The sequence below is a fragment of the Pseudomonas sp. QE6 genome, assembly GCF_041379005.1.
Taxonomy (GTDB): Bacteria; Pseudomonadota; Gammaproteobacteria; order Pseudomonadales; family Pseudomonadaceae; genus Pseudomonas.
Genome location: NZ_CP166873.1, coordinates 5,187,948 through 5,206,223, shown reverse-complemented (window position 1 = coordinate 5,206,223; position 18,276 = coordinate 5,187,948). Strand labels below are relative to the sequence as shown.

Genomic DNA, 18,276 nt, shown 5'->3' with positions numbered 1-18,276 from the left:
CAGCCCCACCTCCGGCCAGTGCCCCGGAAAGGCCACTGCTGGCGCCGCCAATAGCTCCGATGAGACTGCCTATTCTCTTGCCAAAATCACGTGTCACGACCTTTACAGATCGACAGACGGGACAGATCATCAAGATGTTGCTCCCTGTATCACCGTAAGTGCGGTTCAGTGAAGGTTCACTGGGGAATCTTCACTTGGGTGATGTAGGGCTGAATTTCATTTAAATCGGATGTGCCGCAGACCTTCAGCTGGTTGGAGTGTTGATTTCTGAATTGCAGTAGGCAGCCCACTCATTCATTAGCTGCCGACGTTTTTCCAGAAAGTCAGACCGAGAGTATGCGGCCTCAGTCCCACTGCGTTCATCGTGCGCGAGTGCCAGTTCACATACCTCACGCGGAAAGGACGTGCACTCACTCGCCCAATCGCGGAAGGTGGATCGAAACCCGTGCCGAGTCACATCGGCATGACCAAGCTCATGGAGCAGATTGCGAATTGCATTTGGGTGCATCACCCCGCTCTTGCCCTGTCCAGGGAATAGAAAGGGCGAGTCGGTGCGCTTCAGATCTCGAAGTAAATCTACGGCCGGCCCAGACAAGGGGATGGAAAACTCTTTTCGCATTTTCATCCGTTCGGCGGGAAGCACCCATGTACCTGTGTCCAGGTCGATTTCACTCCACTGGGCAAATCTGACCATATGAGTCCGGGCGCCAGTGATAATGAGTAGGCGAGCCGCCGCCGCATCTCGACTGGGAGCCTGGTTAAGCTTGGCCATCAGTTTGGGCAAGCCGCTCCAGTGCATTGCAGTGAAGTGCGTTCGCTGTCGAGCTTTCTTCTTTTCGGCCTTGCTGAGCAGATTTTCCAGATGCCCTCGCCAACGAGCAGGATTGTCACCTTGACGCAGTCCATGTGCCTTGGCTGCATCGAGGATTTGCTCAATTTGCCCGCGGACCTCATCGGCGGTGCGGGTCTTGGTGCTCCAGATAGGGCGTAGGACATTCAAAACGTGCTCGGTCTGGATGGAGTCTGCCGAGAGTCTTCCAATTTCCGGGAACACGTGGAGCTGCAACTTGCGTAGCCAACCACTGCGCCACTTCTCTGACCAGCCCTCTCCATGGGCTTGGATGTGAGCAGCGGCAAGATCTTCAAACGTCCTTTTTCGTGCTGCGGCCAATTGCTCGGCCCGACGTTTTGCTTCCCTCTCCTCATCGCGCGCAGCCAAGGGATCTGCCCCGCTGGCAAGAATTCGCCGCTGCTCTCCTGCAAGCAACCGAGCTTGGCCAAGGGAGACCGCCGGATACGACCCAAGGCCCATTTCGCGACTTTTCCCTTGTTGCTTGTAGCGGAAAATCCAGCTCGCAGAGCCGCCTTTGGCTACCTGGAAGTAGAGGCCATCGCCGTCATTGGTTTTCCCAGCATCGGATGCCCTTGCCAATGACTCGACCGTCTTGCTGGTCAGCTTACCCACACCCTTGCTCCTCCTTCTTACCCACACTTTTACCCACACCTTGGCGGTAGATTCAGCTAATCCTTGCTGGATCTCTTGAGACGAATTTTAGGCGCTAAGTCCCATGGATACTAGGGTTTGTGGATTTTGGTAGATTTCTTGAGAAGGTAAAAACGCCGGTCTCAGACCGGCGTTTTCTTCTGCTGCTGGCGGTATTCGCCGGGCGTCTGCCCGGTCCAGCCCTTGAAGCTGCGGTGGAACGAGCGCGACTCGGTAAAGCCCAGGTACTGGGCGATCTCCTGGATCGGCAGGTCGCTGTGCACCAGATAGTGCTCGGCCAGTTCCTGGCGCAGCTCGTCGAGGATCTGCTGGTAGCTGGTGCCGACCTGCTGCAGGTGGCGTTGCAGGGTGCGTACGGTCATCTCGAAGCGTTCGGCGACGCGTTCCTTGCGCGGGAGGCCGTCCTTGAGCAGCAGGCGCAGGGCGTTCTTCACCCGTAGCGGCAGCGGCTCGTCGTCGTCCAGTTCGGCCATCAGTGCCAGGGCGTGTTCTTCCAGGGTGCGCAGCAGGTTGGCGTCGGCCTGGCGCAGCGGGTAGGCCAGCAGCGGCAGTGGCACCAGCAGGGCGCTGCAGGGCTGCTCGAAGCGCACCGGGCAGCCGAACAGTTGCTCGTACTCGGCAAGCTCGGTGCCTTCGGGCTGCGCATGCTGGAACCAGACTTCCTTGGGCGAGCCCTGGGTGTCGGCGATCCAGCGGGCGTACAGCAGCCAGGAGGCCAGCACGTTCTCCACCATGTGCCGGCGTATCAACGCGGCATCGTGGCGGCAGTTCCAGATCAGCTTCACATGATCTTCGGCCGGCTCCAGCTGGCTGGTGCCCATGTCGCCCACCAGTTTTTCGTAGGGAATGATCCGGCCCATGGCTTCGCCGAGGTTGGCGCAGTTCATGGTGATGTAGCCGAGCACGCTCCAGGAGCCGGGCTGGACGAAACGCGCCGAGTGCAGCCCGAACAGTGGGTCGCCGGAGTGCAGGCAGAGGTGTTGCAGCAGGCGCTCGTGGGCCTCGCTGGGGAGGCGCTGGCTGTTGTCGCTCAGTTGTGCACGTTCGAGGTCCGCGGCCTGCAGGGCGGCGTCCAGGTCCATGCCGAGGGATTCGGCGTGACGCAGGTATTTCAGCAGTGCGGGGACGGATGTGTAGCCGAGGGATTGCATGGCGTTCGTTCTTGTTCTGATGTCTCGATCGGCAACTGCGCCTGTCTTGATCCGACAGTGACAGGGCAGGGCGGCTGGCTAGTATAGGCAGCCATTACATTGCATCGAAATAGCCAGGTTCTGTGCGAAAAATGTCTGCGTATCGGTGAGGCTTCGTTAGAAGTCGGTTCGCCTGACCTTCGCTCGACGACTTTTCGCGCAGACCCCAATCAATAAGGAGCGGGCATGCGACGCTGGAACGGCTGGGGTGAGGAAACGACGGTAGTGGAACTGCCCGAGAATGGGCGCGGTTTTCTCGCCGAACTGGTCGGGCCCGGTCTGGCGCTGCCGGATGCGACGCTGGAGCAGGTGCTGGCCAAGGTGCCGGCCTCGCGCCTGCCCGAGCATCCGCTGGTGGTGCGCGAAGCCCGCGACCGCCTGCTGCACGCCCGCGGCCAGAGCCTTCCGGACTGGCTGGCGATGCGCGAAGGCGAGTTCGGCGTGTTCCCCGACGGCGTGGCCTACCCGCAAACCGCCGAGCAGATCCGCGAGCTGCTGCGCTTCGCCGAACTCTGGGACTGCCTGGTAATCCCCTACGGTGGCGGCACTTCGGTAGCCGGTCACATCAACCCGCCACAATCCGACAAGGCCGTGCTCACCGTTTCCCTGGAGCACATGAACCGCCTGCTGGAGCTGGACGAGCAGAGCCTGATCGCCACCTTCGGCCCTGGCGCCAATGGCCCGCAGGTGGAAAGCCAGTTGCGCGCCCGTGGTTACACCCTCGGGCATTTCCCTCAGTCCTGGGAGCTGTCCACCCTCGGCGGCTGGGTCGTCAGTCGCTCCAGTGGCCAGCAGTCGCTGCGCTACGGGCGCATCGAGCAGCTGTTCGCCGGTGGTTCGCTGGAAACCTTCGCCGGCACCCTGGAAATCCCCACCTTCCCGGCCTCCTCGGCGGGGCCTGATCTGCGCGAGATGGTGATGGGTTCCGAAGGCCGCTTCGGCATCCTCTCCTCGGTAAAGGTACGCGTCACGCGTATCGCCGAGGACGAACGCTTCTACGCCGTCTTCCTGCCGTCCTGGGAGCAGGCGCTGGAAGGCATCCGCAAGCTGGTGCAGGCGCGGGTGCCGCTGTCGATGCTACGCCTGTCCAACGCGGTCGAAACCCAGACCCAGTTGGCCCTGGCCGGCCATCCGGGGCAGATCGCCTGGCTGGAGCGCTACCTGAAGCTGCGCGGCGCGGGTGAGGGCAAATGCATGCTGACCTTCGGCGTCACCGGCGACCGCGCACAGAATGCCACGTCGCTGCGCGCCGCGCGGCGCCTGCTCAAGGGCTTTGGCGGCGTGTTCACCGGCACCCTGCTGGGCAAGAAGTGGGCGCAGAACCGCTTCCGCTTCCCCTACCTGCGCGAGGCGCTGTGGGAGAACGGTTATGTGGTGGACACCCTGGAGACTGCCACCGACTGGTCCAACGTCGACAACCTGCTGAACCGCATCGAAGCCAGCCTGCGCGACGGCCTGGCCGCCGAGGGCGAGCGCGTGCACGTGTTCACCCACCTGTCCCACGTCTACGGCGAAGGTTCGAGCATCTACACCACTTACGTTTTCCGCCCGGCGAACAGCTACGCAGAGACTCACGAGCGCTGGCGCAAGCTCAAGCACGCGGCGAGCCAGGCCATCGTGCAGAACCGCGGCACCATCAGCCACCAGCACGGTGTGGGCAAGGACCATGCGCCCTACCTGCCGGTGGAGAAGGGCCCGTTGGGCATGGCGGCGCTCAAGGCGCTGGCCGGGCATTTCGACCCGTCCGGCCGCCTGAGCCCCGGCACCTTGCTGCAGGACTGACGACATGTCCGCCTGGAATGCCGCGTGGCGCGAAAAGGCGCTGCCGGAACTGGCAAGCCGTGACTGGGACCTGATCGTGGTCGGCGGCGGCATCAGCGGTGCCGGCATCCTGCGCGAGGCCGCGCGGCGCGGCTGGCGCTGCCTGCTGATCGAGCAGCGCGACTTCGCCTGGGGCACCTCCAGCCGCTCCTCGAAGATGGTCCACGGCGGCCTGCGCTACATCGCCAAGGGCCAGTTCGGCCTGACCCGCGACTCGGTGCGTGAGCGCCAGCGCCTGCTCGGCGAGGCGCCGGGGCTGGTCGAGCCGCTGAGCTTCATCATGCCGCACTATCAGGGCGGCTTTCCCGGTCCGCGGGTGTTCGGCACGCTGCTGTCGCTCTACGACGCCCTGGCCGGGCGGCGCAATCATCTGTTCTATCGCCTGGAAGAACTGCGCTACCTGGCGCCGGGATTGAAAGAAGAACGCCTGTTGGGCGGCACTCGTTTCCAGGATGCGGTGACTGACGATGCGCGGCTGGTGATGCGCGTGCTGGGCGAAGCGCGGGCCGAAGGCGGCGAGGCGCTGAACGGCCTGCGGGTGATAGAACTGGAGCGCCGCGATGGCCGTGTGCAGGGGCTGGTCGCCGAGGATCGCGAGAGTGGCCAGCGCTTCGGGTTCCGCAGTCGCGCCGTAGCGCTGGCCACCGGCGCCTGGGCCGATGCGCTGCGGCAGAAGCAGGGCAGCGAACACATTCGCCCGTTGCGCGGCAGCCACTTGCTGCTGCCGGCCTGGCGCCTGCCCGTGGCCCACGCCTTCAGCTTCATGCATGGCCAGGACAAGCGGCCGGTGTTCGTCTTCCCCTGGGAAGGCGCGACCGTGGTCGGCACCACGGACCTCGATCACCGCGACACCCTGGATGACGACGCGGCCATCAGTCGCGAAGAACTGAACTACCTGCTAGCCGCCTGCGCCCAGCAATTCCCCTCCGCGCGAATCACGGCGGAGGACGTGCGCTCCACCTGGGCCGGCGTGCGCCCGGTGGTCAGCGATGGCGCGCCATCGCTCAAGCCCTCGGACGAAAAGCGCGAGCACGCCCTGTGGTCCGAGCCCGGCTGCGTGACCCTGGCCGGCGGCAAGCTCACCACCTTCCGCCTGCTGGCGCTGGAGGTACTGGCAGCCTGCGCGCCGATGCTGGAGTGGCCGCTGGAAGCGACTGGGGACAACGTCTTCAGCCCGAGCGAAGCGGTTGCGCTTCCCGGCCTGACGCCGACCCAACAACGCCGCTTGGCGGGTCGTCACGGCCGCGCCTTGCCGGAGCTGGCTCGGCTGCTGAGGGGAGTCGGCAGCGGGCGTATCGGCGATACCGATTGCCTCTGGGCCGAGCTTGCCTGGGCGGCGGAGGGCGAACTGGTGCTGCACTTGGACGACCTGCTGCTGCGCCGCACCCGCATCGGCCTGTTGCTGGCCGACGGCGCCGCCGCCGAACTGCCGAAGATCCGCGCGCTGTGCCAGCCACGTCTGGGCTGGAGCGACGCCCGCTGGACGCAGGAAGAACAGGACTACCTGGCGCTCTGGCGGCGCAGCTACAGCCTGCCAGTGGCCGGATAACAACAAGAAGGACCGCACCTTGAGCGAACAGAACTACCTGCTGGCCATCGATAACGGCACCCAGAGCGTGCGCGCACTGCTTTTCGACCTGGAGGGCAATCTGGTCGGCAAGGGCAAGGTGGAGCTGGAGGCCTATTTCTCCGACAACCCCGGCTGGGCCGAACAACACCCGGAGTATTACTGGGAACAGCTGGGCGAGGCCTGCCGGCGCCTGTGGGCCAGCATCGACATCGACCGCAGCCGTATCCGTGGCGTCTCGTTGACGACCCAGCGCGGCACGGTGATCCATGTCGATGAAGCGGGGCGGGCATTGCGCCCGGCGATCATCTGGCTGGACCAGCGCCGCGCCGAGCTGGGCGAGTCGATCAAGGGTCCCTGGGGCTGGCTGTTCAAGCTGCTGGGCGCCCAGGGCGCGGTGGATTATTTTCGCACCCAGGCCGAGGTCAACTGGGTGGCCCAGCAGCAGCCGGATATCCGGCGACGCACCCACAAGGTGCTGCTGCTCTCGGGCTTCCTTACCCAGCGACTGTGCGGGCGTTACGTGGACTCGGTGGCCTCCAGCGTGGCCTACCTGCCGTTCGACTACAAACGCCTGCAGTGGGCCGCGCCGCGCGACTGGAAATGGCAGGCGCTGGAGGTGTGCCGCGAGCAACTGCCGGACCTGCTCAAGCCCGGTGAGCGGCTGGGCGAGATCACCGCCGAGGCCAGTCGTCACACCGGGATTCCCGAGGGGCTGCCGCTGATCGCCGCGGGTGCGGACAAGGCCTGCGAAGTGCTCGGCGCCGGCGCCATCGACCCGCGCGTCGCCTGCCTGTCATATGGCACCACGGCGACCATCAACACCACGCGCTCGCGCTACCTGGAAACCATCCCGCTGATCCCGCCGTACCCGGCGGCGATCCCCGACCACTTCAACACCGAAGTGATGATCTACCGCGGCTTCTGGATGGTCAGCTGGTTCAAGCGCGAGTTCGGCCTGCGCGAGATGCAGCGTGCCGCCGAGCTGGGCGTCGAGCCGGAGAAGCTGTTCGATGACCTGGTCAACAGCGTACCCGCCGGCTCCATGGGCCTGATGCTGCAACCCTACTGGACACCCGGCATCCGCGAGCCGGGGCTGGAGGCCAAGGGCTCGATCATCGGCTTCGGCGACGTGCATACCCGTGCGCACATCTACCGCGCCATCCTCGAAGGCCTGGCCTACGCGCTGCGCCAGGGCAAGGAGCGCATCGAGAAGCGCTCCGGCACCCGCATCGAGCGTCTGCGCGTGGCGGGCGGCGGCTCCCAGAGCGATGCGGCGATGCAACTCACCGCCGACATCTTCGGTTTGCCGGCGGAGCGCCCGCACGTCTACGAGGCGTCCGGCCTGGGTGCGGCGATCGACTGCGCGGTGGGGCTCGGGCTCTATCCGGACTTCGCCAGCGCCATGGCCGCCATGACCCGCGTCGGTGAGGTCTTCCAGCCTCGTGTGGAGGCGCAGCGCACCTACGAGCGGCTGTACAACGAGGTCTACCAGCGCATGTACAAGCAACTGAAGCCGCTGTACCAGAGCATCCGCGAGATCACCGGTTATCCGGCATGAGCCGGGCGAATCAAGCGTGGCGCAAGTCCCGTCGGCTAATCTGGGGCACAGTCACTGGATCAATCGAGAGGAGAGATCATGACGCAACCCAGGGCCATGCTGATCTTGCACGGCAAACAGGCCACCAATGACGCGGTACGCGAAGCGGTGCAGGCCACGCGCCGGGCCGGGCGCGTACTGGATGTGCGGGTGACCTGGGAGGGCGGGGATGCCCGGCGGCTGGTCGGTGAAGCTCTCGCCGCCGGTTATACGACCCTTGTCGCCGGTGGTGGTGATGGCACCGTGCGCGACGTGGCCGAGGCGCTCGCCCAGGGGCGAGGCAAGGCCAGCCTGGCGATCCTGCCGCTGGGCACTGCCAATGATTTCGCCCGGGCCGCCGGCGTGCCGCTGGAGCCGGGGGACGCCCTGGCGTTGCTGGAGGTTCCGCCACGCCCGGTGGATATCGGCGAGATGGACGGCCATCTGTTTCTCAACATGGCCACCGGCGGTTTCGGCTCCAAGGTCACCGCCAACACTCCCGAAGAGCTGAAGAAGCTGCTGGGCGGCGCCGCCTACCTGCTGACCGGCCTGACGCGCTTCTCCGAAGTGCACGCCGCGCGTGGGCGTTTCCGCGGGCCTGGTTTCCACTGGGAAGGCGAATTTCTCGCCCTGGGCATCGGCAACGGCCGGCAGGCCGGTGGCGGGCATGCGTTGTGCCCGGAGGCGCGGGTGGATGACGGCCTGCTGGATGTCAGCATCCTGCCGGCGCCGCAGGACATGGTCGACGCGCTGGGTGCCCTGCTCGGCAGCGGGCTGGGCGGCCAGGAGCTGTTCGTCCGTGCGCGTCTGCCCTGGCTGGAGGTGGACGCGGCCGAAGGGCTGGACGTGAACCTCGACGGCGAGCCCCTGGAAGGGCGGCACCTGCGCTTTGCGGTACGGCCGGCGGCGCTGTCCATGCACCTGCCGGAAGACTCGCCGCTACTGGCGAAAACCTTGCCGATCCGCTGACGCGCACTGGTGGCGTGCGCCAGAGTCGGGCATGATGGCTCTGAGCCACTATCCTGATCCCGGATGACTGGCCGATAGCTTTTCGCACGACCCCCTTCGAAGCAGGAGCAGGCATGGCCGGTATTCTCGACAGCGTCGATTCGCGCACCCAGCTGGTGGGACAGAACCGCCTGGAGATCCTCGTCTTCCGCCTGGCCGGACGGCAGCAGTTCGCGATCAACGTGTTCAAGGTGCAGGAAGTCCTGCAGCTGCCGCGTCTGACCCTCATCCCGCAGCGTCACCCGATGATCTGCGGGGTGATCAACCTGCGCGGGCAGACCCTGCCGGTGATCGACCTGTCCCGCGCCATCGGCATGCGCGCGCTGGTGCCGGATGCCAGCAGCACCATCATCGTCACCGAGTACAACCGTTCGGTGCAGGCCTTCCTGGTCGGCGGGGTGGAGCGCATCCTCAACCTCAACTGGGAGGCGGTGCAGCCGCCGCCCGGTGGCGCCGGCCGGCAGCATTACCTGACCGCGATCACCAAGGTGGACGACCGCCTGGTGGAGATCATCGACGTGGAAAAGGTGCTGGCCGAGATCGTGCCGATGAACACCCGGGTTTCCGCCGAACGTCTGGACGACGAGCTGCTCGAACGTACCCGAGGCAGGGAAGTGCTGGTGGTGGACGACTCCAGCGTGGCCATCGCCCAGCTGCGCGACACCCTGACCCAGCTCGGCCTGCGCCTGCACGTGGCCACCGATGGCCTGCGCGCCTTGCAGCAGCTCAAGCGTTGGGCGGACGAGGGGCAGGACATGGAGGAGAAGCTGCTGATGGTGTTCACCGACGCCGAGATGCCGGAAATGGACGGCTACCGCCTGACCACGGAGATCCGCAACGATCCGCGCCTGCGTGACCTCTACGTGGTGTTGCACACCTCGCTGTCGGGCAGCTTCAACGATGCCATGGTGAAGAAGGTTGGCTGCGATGACTTCCTCTCCAAGTTCCAGCCGGACCAGTTGGTGGAAGTGGTTCGCCGGCGGTTGCAGAAAGTCCCGGCCTGACGCCGGCTGATCCCTTGTAGGAGCGAGCTTGCTCGCGAACCGCCTGATGCCAATGAGTCAGGCGAAAAGCGTTCGCGAGCAAGCTCGCTCCTACAGTTCGTTGCCATTGCTAGACGCCCGTCCCACCCCGTATAAGGTCGCTTTCGTCGTCTGAAAGGAAGCCACCGATGTTCACGCTCAGCGAGCTCTACCGCTACCCGGTCAAATCCACCGCCAACGAGCCCTTGCAGTCGATCCGCCTGGACGCGCTGGGCCTGGAGGGTGACCGCCGCTGGATGGTGGTCGAGGCCGCCAATGGCCGATTCCTGACCCAGCGCCTGCTGCCGCAGATGGGCCGTATCGAGGCGCGCTGGCAGGATGGTTTCGCCGCTCTGCGCCTGCGCGCTCCGGGCATGGACGACCTGCTGGTGAGCGTGCCGGGCCGCGACGACAACCTGCGCGGCGTGCTCATCTGGCGCGACATGCTGCAGGTGCCGGATGCCGGCGATGTCGCTGCCCAGTGGCTGAGCACTTTCCTAGGTCGCGAGGTGCGCCTGGTGCAGATGCCCGAGCAACGGGCGCGGCAGGTGGATACCGCCTACGCCGAGCCGGGCGAGCAGGTGCATTTCGCCGATGGCTTCCCGCTGCTGCTGATCGGTCAGGGCTCCTTGGACGACCTTTCCGCCAAGGTCGGGCGCCCACTGGAGATGCTGCGCTTCCGCCCGAACCTGGTGGTGGCCGGCGCCGAACCTTTCGCCGAGGACGGTTGGAAACGCATCCGCATCGGTGACGTCACCTTCAAGGTGGCCAAGCCTTGCGCGCGCTGCATCCTCACCACCATCGACCCGCTGACTGGCGGGCGCGACCCGGACCGTCAGCCGCTGGCGACGCTGCTCCAGTACCGCAACGTCAACGGCGAGGCGCTGTTTGGGCAGAACCTGATCGCCCTGAACAGCGGCGAGCTGCGTGTGGGGATGGATGTGGAAGTTCTGGAGTAGGGCAGGGCCAGGTCGCCGCGCCCAAATCCCTGCGCTGGGGATCATTTGTAGGAGCGAGCTTGCTCGCGAACCGCCCAACGCCAGAGCTGCCGGTGGGTTTGTTCGCGAGCAAGCTCGCTCCTGCAGGTAGCCTGCAACCGTTTGTGGCTGCTGGCCGTCAGACCGACGCCGTTGGCCACGCCATCGTCAGGCGTGGCCAACGGCTCTCGTCTTACAGCTTGGCCTCGACGCATCCGGTGCTCTGGCACTCGCGCTCCCGCTCGCGCAGCACGCCCAGGCGCTCCTGGGTCTTGTCCACCGCACACTGCAGGTTGACGAAGTAACCGCCGTCGCGCTCGTAGCTGCACTGGGCGTCGCGGTCCTTGATCCAGGCGAGCTGGCTCTTCTTCAGCGCGGCCTTCTGGCCATCGTTGAGCAGCTTGCGCAGGGTGCCGAATTCCTGGTTCAGCTCACGGTCGACCTGGGCGTATTCAGTGCTCAGGCAGTAGACGCTGTCGAAGGCGTTGCGCGGCTTCTCGCAGGCCGCCAGGGCGTGGCCTGCGCAGAGCAGGCCAGAGGTCAGGGCAGTGAGGGACAGCAGGGTTTTGCGCATGGGAATTTCCTTTTCCTTGAGGGGATGAAAAACCGCCCGGCGGGTACCGGGCGGGGAGTGGGTCAAAGTTCGTCGAAGAAGCGTTCGTGCCAGTCGACGATGGGCTGCGGTGCGTTGAGCTTCTGCCCGTAGATCACCGCGTAGGACAGCACGTTCTGCACATAGGTGCGGGTCTCGTCGAACGGGATGGTTTCCACCCAGACGTCGAAGGCCAGGTGACGCGCATCCTTCAGCCACTGACGTACGCGCCCGGGGCCGGCGTTGTAGGCGGCGGTGGCCAGCACGCGGTTGCCGTTGAACTGGGCGTGCACCTGGCTGAGGTAGGCGGCGCCGAGCTGGATGTTCAGGTCCGGCACGATCAGCTGCTGCGGCGAGGCCAGCGGAATGCCGAAGCGCTTCGCGGTTTCCTTGGCGGTGCCCGGCATCAGCTGCATCAGGCCGGTGGCGCCGACGCCCGAGCGTGCATCGGACATGAAGGCGCTCTCCTGGCGGGTGATGGCGAACACCCAGCTGGAATGCAGGCCACGGTTGCGCGCCTCGCGAACCAGGGTGTTGCGATGGGCCATGGGGAAGCGGATGTCCAGATCGTCCCAGTACTTGGCCTGGCTGATGGCGCGGATCGCCGGGAAGTACCACTGCATGTCGTAGGCGATCTTCGCCTGGGCCAGCAGCTCGTCGTGGCTCAGGTGCCGGGCGGCGTGGTACCACTCGCGGCGTGCGTTGATGATCTCGCCGCGGGCATAGAACTCCAGGGCCCGGCGGGTACAGGGGGCGTTGCGCACGCGCAGCAGGGTGCCGGCGTCGGGCGAGACGGGCCGGTTGTTCAGGTGGTAGGGCGCGTTGATCCGGTCGGCAGCGAGAAAACCATAGAAGTCGCGCTCATCGGCCACCGGCCGGTACAGGCTGATGGCCTGCTGGTTCTGCGGCTGCGCCAGTTGCAGCGAGCGCGCCTGCCAGTATTTCCAGCGGTTGGTGTCGGCCAGTTCCGGCGGCAGTGCCCGGGTCAGCTCGTAGGCGTCTTCCCAGCGCCCCAGGCGCAGCAGCAGGCGCAGGCGCCATTCGGTGACGGTGTTGTCGCGCAGCTTCGGGTCGTACTTCTCCATCAGCGGCAGGGCACGGGAATCGTAGCTGCGCGCCAGGCTCAGGCCGATCTCGCGGGCGATGGAGACTTTCTCGTCGCTGGAGAAGGGCAGCACCGAGCTGTAGTAATCGAGCAGGCCGATGGCCTTTTCCGGGTCCTGCTTGGCCAGGCGGCGCAGCCCCAGGCCGACCACATCGGCGGTGGCATGGTCGCGGGTGGTGAAGCGAGTGGTCTGGCTGACCTGCGAGGGATTCTGCGCCACGTTGACCATCAGCGCACCCTGGCTGCCGAGGGTGGGCAGGCGTTTCGACAGGACCGTGGCCAGACCATAGTTGCGGGCCTCGGCGGCCAGCTTCAGGCGCTTCCAGACTTTCTCCTCGGTGAGCTGGCCGTCGGCCTGCCACATGGCGAAGGTGGTGTCGCAGGCGTCGGGCTGCGGCTTGCCCACCAGCCAGAGCTTCTCGGCGGTGGCGTAGCCCTCGGCCTTAGTGCCGTGGCCGAGCTGGTACTGGCCGTAGAGGCAGTCCAGCTCGGTGAAGTTCATCTTCGGGTCGTAATAGGTGACGAAGGTGGCCCAGTCGCCGCGGTCGGCCAACTGGCGCATCCAGCGCAGCTTCAGCCAGTTGATCTGCGGCAGGTCGCCATGCTCGCTGATGAAGCGCTCGATTTCGGCGTTGCTGGCGCTTTTCAGGCGGTTGGTCAGCTCGTCGTAGGCCAGGTAGGGTTCCAGCGGATAATCGGCGAGCGCCGACTGGTAGCGGAAATAGGGGCCGCTGTCATTGCGGGCGAGGGCTTTTTGCGCCTCGTCGTACATCTGGCGCTGCTGGGACAGGGACGCTGCGTTGGCCGTCTGGGCGGACAGGCTGAGGATGAAACAGGACAACAGTGTGAAAAGACGACCGCGCATGGCACTTCCGTGATGATGATCCGAGGGCGGGCGATGGCTCGCGCCGCTGCCGGTAGCTTAGCCGTTGCGCCGGGGTGGTGAAAGCGTCGCTCTTGGTGGCTGCGGGGGAATCGACGATTACTTGCAACCCTCTGACTTTTCCGCGCTTTCCCGTAAACTGCGCGCCCTGCTTGTGGAGATGCCCCATGACCCTGCTGAAGTTCACCGATGTGTCCCTTGCCTTTGGCACTACGCCCTTGTTGGACAAGGTGTCCTGGCAGATCGCCCGGGGTGAGCGGGTCTGCGTCATCGGCCGCAACGGCACCGGCAAGTCGAGCATGCTCAAGCTGGTGAAGGGCGAGCAGAAGCCCGACGACGGCGACATCTGGCGTGCGCCGGCGCTGAAGATCGGCGAACTGCCCCAGGAGCTGCCGCGCGCCGACGACCGTACCGTCTATGACGTGGTCGCCGAAGGCCTGGCCGAAGTCGGCGAGCTGCTGGCGCGCTACCACCACCTGAGCCTGCACATCGAGAACGAGGACGACCTGGCCAAGTTGGCCCGCGTCCAGCAGGAGCTGGAGGCCCGCGACGGCTGGCGCCTCGGCCAACTGGTGGACACCACCCTTAGCCGCCTGCAACTGCCGGCCGACAAGACCCTCGCCGAGCTCTCCGGTGGCTGGCGCCGCCGTGTGCTGCTGGCCCAGGCGCTGGTGGCCGAGCCGGACCTGCTGCTGCTGGACGAGCCGACCAACCACCTGGACATCGGCGCCATCGCCTGGCTGGAAAATGCCCTGGCGGACTTCCCCGGCGCCGTACTCTTCATCACCCACGACCGCGCCTTCCTGCAGGCCGTGGCCACCCGCATCCTCGAACTGGACCGCGGCCACCTGATCGACTGGGACGGCGACTACGCCAGCTTCCTGGTGCATAAGGAGCAGGAGCTGGCGGCCGAAGAGACCGCCAACGCGCTGTTCGACAAGCGCCTGGCCCAGGAGGAAGTGTGGATTCGCCAGGGCATCAAGGCCCGCCGTACCCGTAACGAAGGCCGCGTGCGCGCGCTGAAGGCGATGCGCAACGAGCGTGCCGAGCGCCGCGAGCGCCAGGGCAAGGCCAGCTTCCAGCTGGAGTCGGCAGAGAAGTCCGGCAAGCAGGTGATCGTCGCCGAGAACGTCGGCTTCCACCATCCGGGCGGCCCGTCGCTGGTGCGAGATTTCTCCCTGGTGCTGCAACGCGGCGACCGCATCGGCCTGCTGGGCGCCAACGGTACCGGCAAGACCACCCTGCTCAAGCTGCTGCTGGGCAACCTGCAGCCGACTTCCGGTTCGATCAAGGAAGGCACCCGACTGGAAGTGGCCTATTTCGACCAGCTGCGTCACCAGCTGGAGCCGGAAAAGACGGTCATCGACAACATTTCCGAAGGCCGCGAATTCATCACCATCAACGGGCAGAATCGCCATGTGCTCAGTTACCTGGGCGACTTCCTGTTCTCCCCGCAACGCGCCCGCACCCCGGTGAAGGCGCTTTCGGGTGGCGAACGGGCACGTCTGTTGCTGGCGAAGCTGTTCAGCAAGCCGGCCAACCTGCTGGTGCTGGACGAACCGACCAACGACCTCGACGTGGAAACCCTGGAACTGCTGGAAGAGGTGCTGCTGAGCTTCGACGGCACCGTGCTGATGGTCAGCCACGACCGGGCCTTCCTCGACAACGTGGTGACCAGCACCCTGGTGTTCGAAGGCGAAGGGCGTGTACGCGAATTCGTCGGCGGCTATCAGGACTGGCTGCGCCAGGGCGGTTCGCCCAAGTTGCTGGGCGTAGGTGAGGAGAAGGCCGACAAGCTCGCTGCCGAACCTGCCCCCGCGCAGCCCGTTGTGGCAACCGGCGCACCGGCTGAAGTGGCGGCGCCGAAGAAGAAGCTCAGCTACAAGCTGCAGCGCGAGCTGGAAGCCATCCCCGGGCAGATCGACGCCCTGGAGGCGGAACTGGCTGCACTGCAGGAAGAAACCGCATCGCCGGACTTCTACCAGCGCCCGCAGGGCGAAACCCAGGCCGCCCTGGCGCGCCTGAGCTCCCTGCAGGAAGAGCTGGACCGGCTGATAGAACGCTGGGCCGAACTGGAAGAGTGATCCGTTCGGCCCGGCGGTGTGCCCGTGCGTATTGCTGATCAAAGACTGTTAGGGACGGCCGAATGGCAATCGAATACCGCATCACCCTGGATGATGAGCACGAGTTCAGCTACCGCATCGAACTGGATCGACGTTACGACCCGCAGACCGCCGCCCAGGCTCCGCGCTGGACTCGTCTGGACTACAACCAGTGCAGCAACTGCCCGCTGAGTGCGCAGCAGTACAGCCATTGCCCCGCAGCGGTGGACCTGCACCGGGTGATCGAGGATTTCCGCGGACTGCCGGCCTTCAAGAAGGCCTCAGTGCAAGTGCGTACGCCCGAGCGTGAGTACATCAAGCACGTGGGCCTGGAGGAGGGCCTGCGCGCGCTGCTCGGGGTGATCATGGCGACCAGCGCCTGCCCGCTGCTGGGCAGGCTCAAGCCCATGGCGCAGCAGCACCTGCCGTTCGCCAGCAACCAGGAGTTCATCCTGCGCGCGGTGTCGCTGTACCTGATGCGGCAGTACTTCAATTTCCGCGAAGGACGGCATGCGGACTGGGAGCTGAAGGGGCTGGTGAAGCAGTTCCAGCAGTTGCAGCTGGTGAATCAGGCGTTCTGGCAGCGCATCCACGAAACCTGCGAGAGCGACTCGAACCTGAAGGCCTTCCTCAGCTTCTTCTCCATGGCGTCGAGCATGAGCTATTCGCTGGAGGCGCAGTTGCAGAAGGTGCGTCCGCTGCTGATGAGCGGAGACGTGCTCGGGACCTGATGCGAAGCGGGCCCCGAAGGGCCCGCCGTGTGGTTCAGCTGGTCTTCTGCAGGCGTACCGCAAGCACATCGCACGGTGCGCCGTGCAGCACGTCGTTGGCGGTGGAGCCCAGTAGCAGGGCGAGGCCATGCCGGCCGTGGCTGCCGACCACGATCAGGTCGCAGCCCTGCTCATCGGCCAGGCGATGGATTTCCTGGCGCGGCTGGCCGTAGACCAGGTGGCACTGGGAACTGGTGATTTCCGAGTAGGTGAGGGTGAACTGGTGCAGGCGCTCCTTGGCCTGGTCGAACTGCTGCTGTTGCAGCATCGACAGGTCCATCGGCACATCACCGCCGAAGGCCATGGCCATGGGCTCGACGACATGCACCGCCGAGAGCCGGGCGTCGTTGGCCTTGGCCAGCGCAACGGCTCGCTTCATCACCGGATCGCATTCCTCGGTAAGGTCGACGGCGACCAGAATGTGTTGGTAAGGCATGAGCGTCTCCTCCGGGGGACTTGTTAGTATCAGTATGGCCTGATTGGCCATGTTTGACCGGTATACCTGATATGACCGTTTGGATGGTGATCCTGCTCATTGCGCTGGTGCTCAGCCCGCTGACCTGGCTGATTCCCTCGCGGGGCCAGCGTGGGCAGATGGACCTGCGCCTGCAGGCGCGGCGCCTGGGGCTGGCCATGCAGATCGCGCGCCAGGAGTGGCCGCACTGGATGGAGCGACAGCCGCCGCGCCAGTGCGCGCAGTATCACCGCGCCCGTGGCCGGAACCGTGATGTCTGGTGCTATTGGCAGAGCGAGCCGGGTGTCTGGCTGGACCGCTGGCGCGAGGCGAGCGCCACGGGCGAACTGGCCCAGGCGCTGGCCGGCCTGCCGAAGGATGTCTACATGGTCGAGGCAACGCCCCAGTTCCTGGCACTGTACTGGGGCGAGCGGGGCGACAGCGGCGACCTGCAACGGGTCGCCGATTTCCTCAAACAGCATGCCTGAAACGATCAGCTCTGCTGCGCGGCGTAGAGGCTGGAAACGGCCTCCAGGTCTTCGATGATGCGGTCCGAGTACTTGTTGATCAGGAACGGCACGCTGTTCTTGTTGTAGTTCTGCAGCGACTTCTCGATGTAGTGCCACTTGATGGCCACTGAACGCAGCGCCTTGCCGATCTCAGGCGTGGTCTGCGGCGCCTGCTGCAGCTTCACCAGGTTGATCGCGAAGCGGTTGGCCAGATCATCCAGCGGGCGTTCCTCGCCACCGCCGAAGAAGCTCGCGCCGACCGAGGCGTTGCGCGAGGCGTAGTCCACCGCGATGTCCTGCATCAGCAGGCTCTGCTCGCGGGTCTGCTGGGTCAGCGGCGGGACCTTGCTGCCGCTTTCATCCTGAATCCTGGCGTAGAGCTGGTCGGCGGTGTCCAGCAGTTTGCGGTTCTGCGTGGCGAGGTCGGCCACCGGTTGCAGGTCGGTATAGCCGCTCTTGTCCAGCGCGCCGGTCAGCGCCTGCAATTGGGTCGCATAGCCTTTCCACTGGTCCTGCAGTTGCGCCTTGAGTTTCGTGGATTCGTTGCCGGGCATGGTCCCCAGCTTGCCCAGCGCCTCGCCGGCATTCCGTGACGAGGCCTCGACCAGCCTGGCGTATTTCTGGTCGCCTTCCATCGCATTGAACATGAAGAAATCGCCAAGGCTGCGTTGGGCAGCCAGGCGCATCTGATGGAGGCTGAGCAGGTCGCTGGCGGCATCGGCCGCGGCGAAGAGGGGAAGGGCGGTGAGCGCGAGCGCAGACAACAGACGTACAAGCGAACGGCTTGTCATCGTTCCATCTCCTTGGAGCCATGGGCTTCTTGTTGTTGTGTTCCACAGGTTCCAGACGGTCCGGCTGGCCGGCGGGGGTGTCCTTTCGTCCGGCGGCAGCAGGCAGATCGCCATTGCCGTCGGACTCTAACGTGCGCTCCTGCGTTTGAACAGTTGCATACCGAGTTTTCCGGCACGCAGGTGCCAGATGCAGATTGTCACGATAGGCGTGGTGAATAGAGGAGGGTGAGCTTGCTGAATGCTCCGGCCCAGACGTCCCGGCCGCTTTGCGACTGTTGCGTCTCGCCGATTGACAAGCAACGGCTTTTCCTAGAAGGTGGGCGCACCCAAATCAAACGGGCGTATGAATCGAGCGTTTGCCACGTGCGACGACTCGGACAGAACGCCCCGGCTATCGCGTCG

15 protein-coding genes are annotated in these 18,276 nt (G+C 65.4%); 9 read left to right on the top strand and 6 right to left on the bottom strand.

Annotated elements, in window-relative coordinates; genetic code table 11:
- Window positions 1-244: 244 nt before the first annotated feature.
- Both ACAW63_RS23780 and ACAW63_RS23775 read right to left on the bottom strand, forming a co-directional pair.
- The gene (locus tag ACAW63_RS23780) at window positions 245-1,465 is read right to left on the bottom strand and encodes a tyrosine-type recombinase/integrase (RefSeq protein WP_371229490.1); all 1,221 of its coding nucleotides are present in this window, start codon (window positions 1,463-1,465) and stop codon (window positions 245-247) included.
- A 161-nt stretch (window positions 1,466-1,626) separates the two neighbouring features.
- Window positions 1,627-2,655, bottom strand: a complete 1,029-nt coding sequence (locus tag ACAW63_RS23775; protein ID WP_371229487.1) for an AraC family transcriptional regulator — start codon at window positions 2,653-2,655, stop codon at window positions 1,627-1,629.
- Between the two features lie 225 nt (window positions 2,656-2,880).
- On the opposite strand from ACAW63_RS23775, the gene ACAW63_RS23770 reads away from it, so the two are divergent.
- The 6 genes from ACAW63_RS23770 to ACAW63_RS23745 all read left to right on the top strand — a co-directional run bounded on the left by ACAW63_RS23770 (window position 2,881) and on the right by ACAW63_RS23745 (window position 10,650).
- A complete protein-coding gene (locus ACAW63_RS23770; protein ID WP_371229484.1) occupies window positions 2,881-4,476 on the top strand; it encodes an FAD-binding oxidoreductase in 1,596 nt (531 codons plus the stop codon).
- 4 nt (window positions 4,477-4,480) lie between these two features.
- Window positions 4,481-6,064, top strand: a complete 1,584-nt coding sequence (locus ACAW63_RS23765; RefSeq protein WP_371229481.1) for a glycerol-3-phosphate dehydrogenase/oxidase — start codon at window positions 4,481-4,483, stop codon at window positions 6,062-6,064.
- A 19-nt stretch (window positions 6,065-6,083) separates the two neighbouring features.
- Window positions 6,084-7,643, top strand: coding sequence for an FGGY-family carbohydrate kinase (locus ACAW63_RS23760; RefSeq protein ID WP_371229479.1), 1,560 nt, complete (start codon window positions 6,084-6,086; stop codon window positions 7,641-7,643).
- 78 nt (window positions 7,644-7,721) lie between these two features.
- A complete protein-coding gene (gene yegS, locus ACAW63_RS23755; protein ID WP_371229477.1) occupies window positions 7,722-8,630 on the top strand; it encodes a lipid kinase YegS in 909 nt (302 codons plus the stop codon).
- 113 nt (window positions 8,631-8,743) lie between these two features.
- Window positions 8,744-9,673 carry a chemotaxis protein CheV gene (locus ACAW63_RS23750; RefSeq protein WP_275610987.1) on the top strand — a complete coding sequence of 310 codons (930 nt, stop codon included), beginning with the start codon at window positions 8,744-8,746 and terminating at the stop codon, window positions 9,671-9,673.
- A 167-nt stretch (window positions 9,674-9,840) separates the two neighbouring features.
- A complete protein-coding gene (locus ACAW63_RS23745) occupies window positions 9,841-10,650 on the top strand; it encodes an MOSC domain-containing protein (RefSeq protein WP_371229472.1) in 810 nt (269 codons plus the stop codon).
- Between the two features lie 211 nt (window positions 10,651-10,861).
- Here ACAW63_RS23745 and ACAW63_RS23740 read toward each other — a convergent pair whose 3' ends face one another.
- Both ACAW63_RS23740 and ACAW63_RS23735 read right to left on the bottom strand, forming a co-directional pair.
- Window positions 10,862-11,242 (bottom strand): lysozyme inhibitor LprI family protein, encoded by a 381-nt coding sequence (locus tag ACAW63_RS23740; protein WP_371229469.1) that lies wholly within the window; start codon window positions 11,240-11,242, stop codon window positions 10,862-10,864.
- Window positions 11,243-11,304: 62 nt separating this feature from the next.
- Window positions 11,305-13,230: a transglycosylase SLT domain-containing protein gene (locus ACAW63_RS23735; RefSeq protein ID WP_371229466.1), complete on the bottom strand. Its 1,926-nt coding sequence runs from the start codon at window positions 13,228-13,230 to the stop codon at window positions 11,305-11,307.
- A gap of 185 nt (window positions 13,231-13,415) precedes the next feature.
- Between ACAW63_RS23735 and ACAW63_RS23730 the strand changes: the two genes are divergently transcribed.
- Together ACAW63_RS23730 and ACAW63_RS23725 are read left to right on the top strand one after the other, a co-directional pair.
- Window positions 13,416-15,332 carry an ATP-binding cassette domain-containing protein gene (locus ACAW63_RS23730; protein WP_371229463.1) on the top strand — a complete coding sequence of 639 codons (1,917 nt, stop codon included), beginning with the start codon at window positions 13,416-13,418 and terminating at the stop codon, window positions 15,330-15,332.
- Between the two features lie 62 nt (window positions 15,333-15,394).
- Window positions 15,395-16,081, top strand: a complete 687-nt coding sequence (locus tag ACAW63_RS23725) for a hypothetical protein (protein ID WP_371229460.1) — start codon at window positions 15,395-15,397, stop codon at window positions 16,079-16,081.
- A 34-nt stretch (window positions 16,082-16,115) separates the two neighbouring features.
- On the opposite strand, the gene ACAW63_RS23720 is transcribed toward ACAW63_RS23725, so the two are convergent.
- Complete coding sequence (locus ACAW63_RS23720; protein WP_207884398.1) at window positions 16,116-16,556, bottom strand: universal stress protein; 441 nt, start codon at window positions 16,554-16,556, stop codon at window positions 16,116-16,118.
- 71 nt (window positions 16,557-16,627) lie between these two features.
- On the opposite strand from ACAW63_RS23720, the gene ACAW63_RS23715 reads away from it, so the two are divergent.
- The gene (locus ACAW63_RS23715) at window positions 16,628-17,062 is read left to right on the top strand and encodes a hypothetical protein (RefSeq protein ID WP_207884399.1); all 435 of its coding nucleotides are present in this window, start codon (window positions 16,628-16,630) and stop codon (window positions 17,060-17,062) included.
- A gap of 5 nt (window positions 17,063-17,067) precedes the next feature.
- Here ACAW63_RS23715 and ACAW63_RS23710 read toward each other — a convergent pair whose 3' ends face one another.
- A complete protein-coding gene (locus ACAW63_RS23710; protein ID WP_371229457.1) occupies window positions 17,068-17,874 on the bottom strand; it encodes a hypothetical protein in 807 nt (268 codons plus the stop codon).
- Window positions 17,875-18,276: the final 402 nt, after the last annotated feature.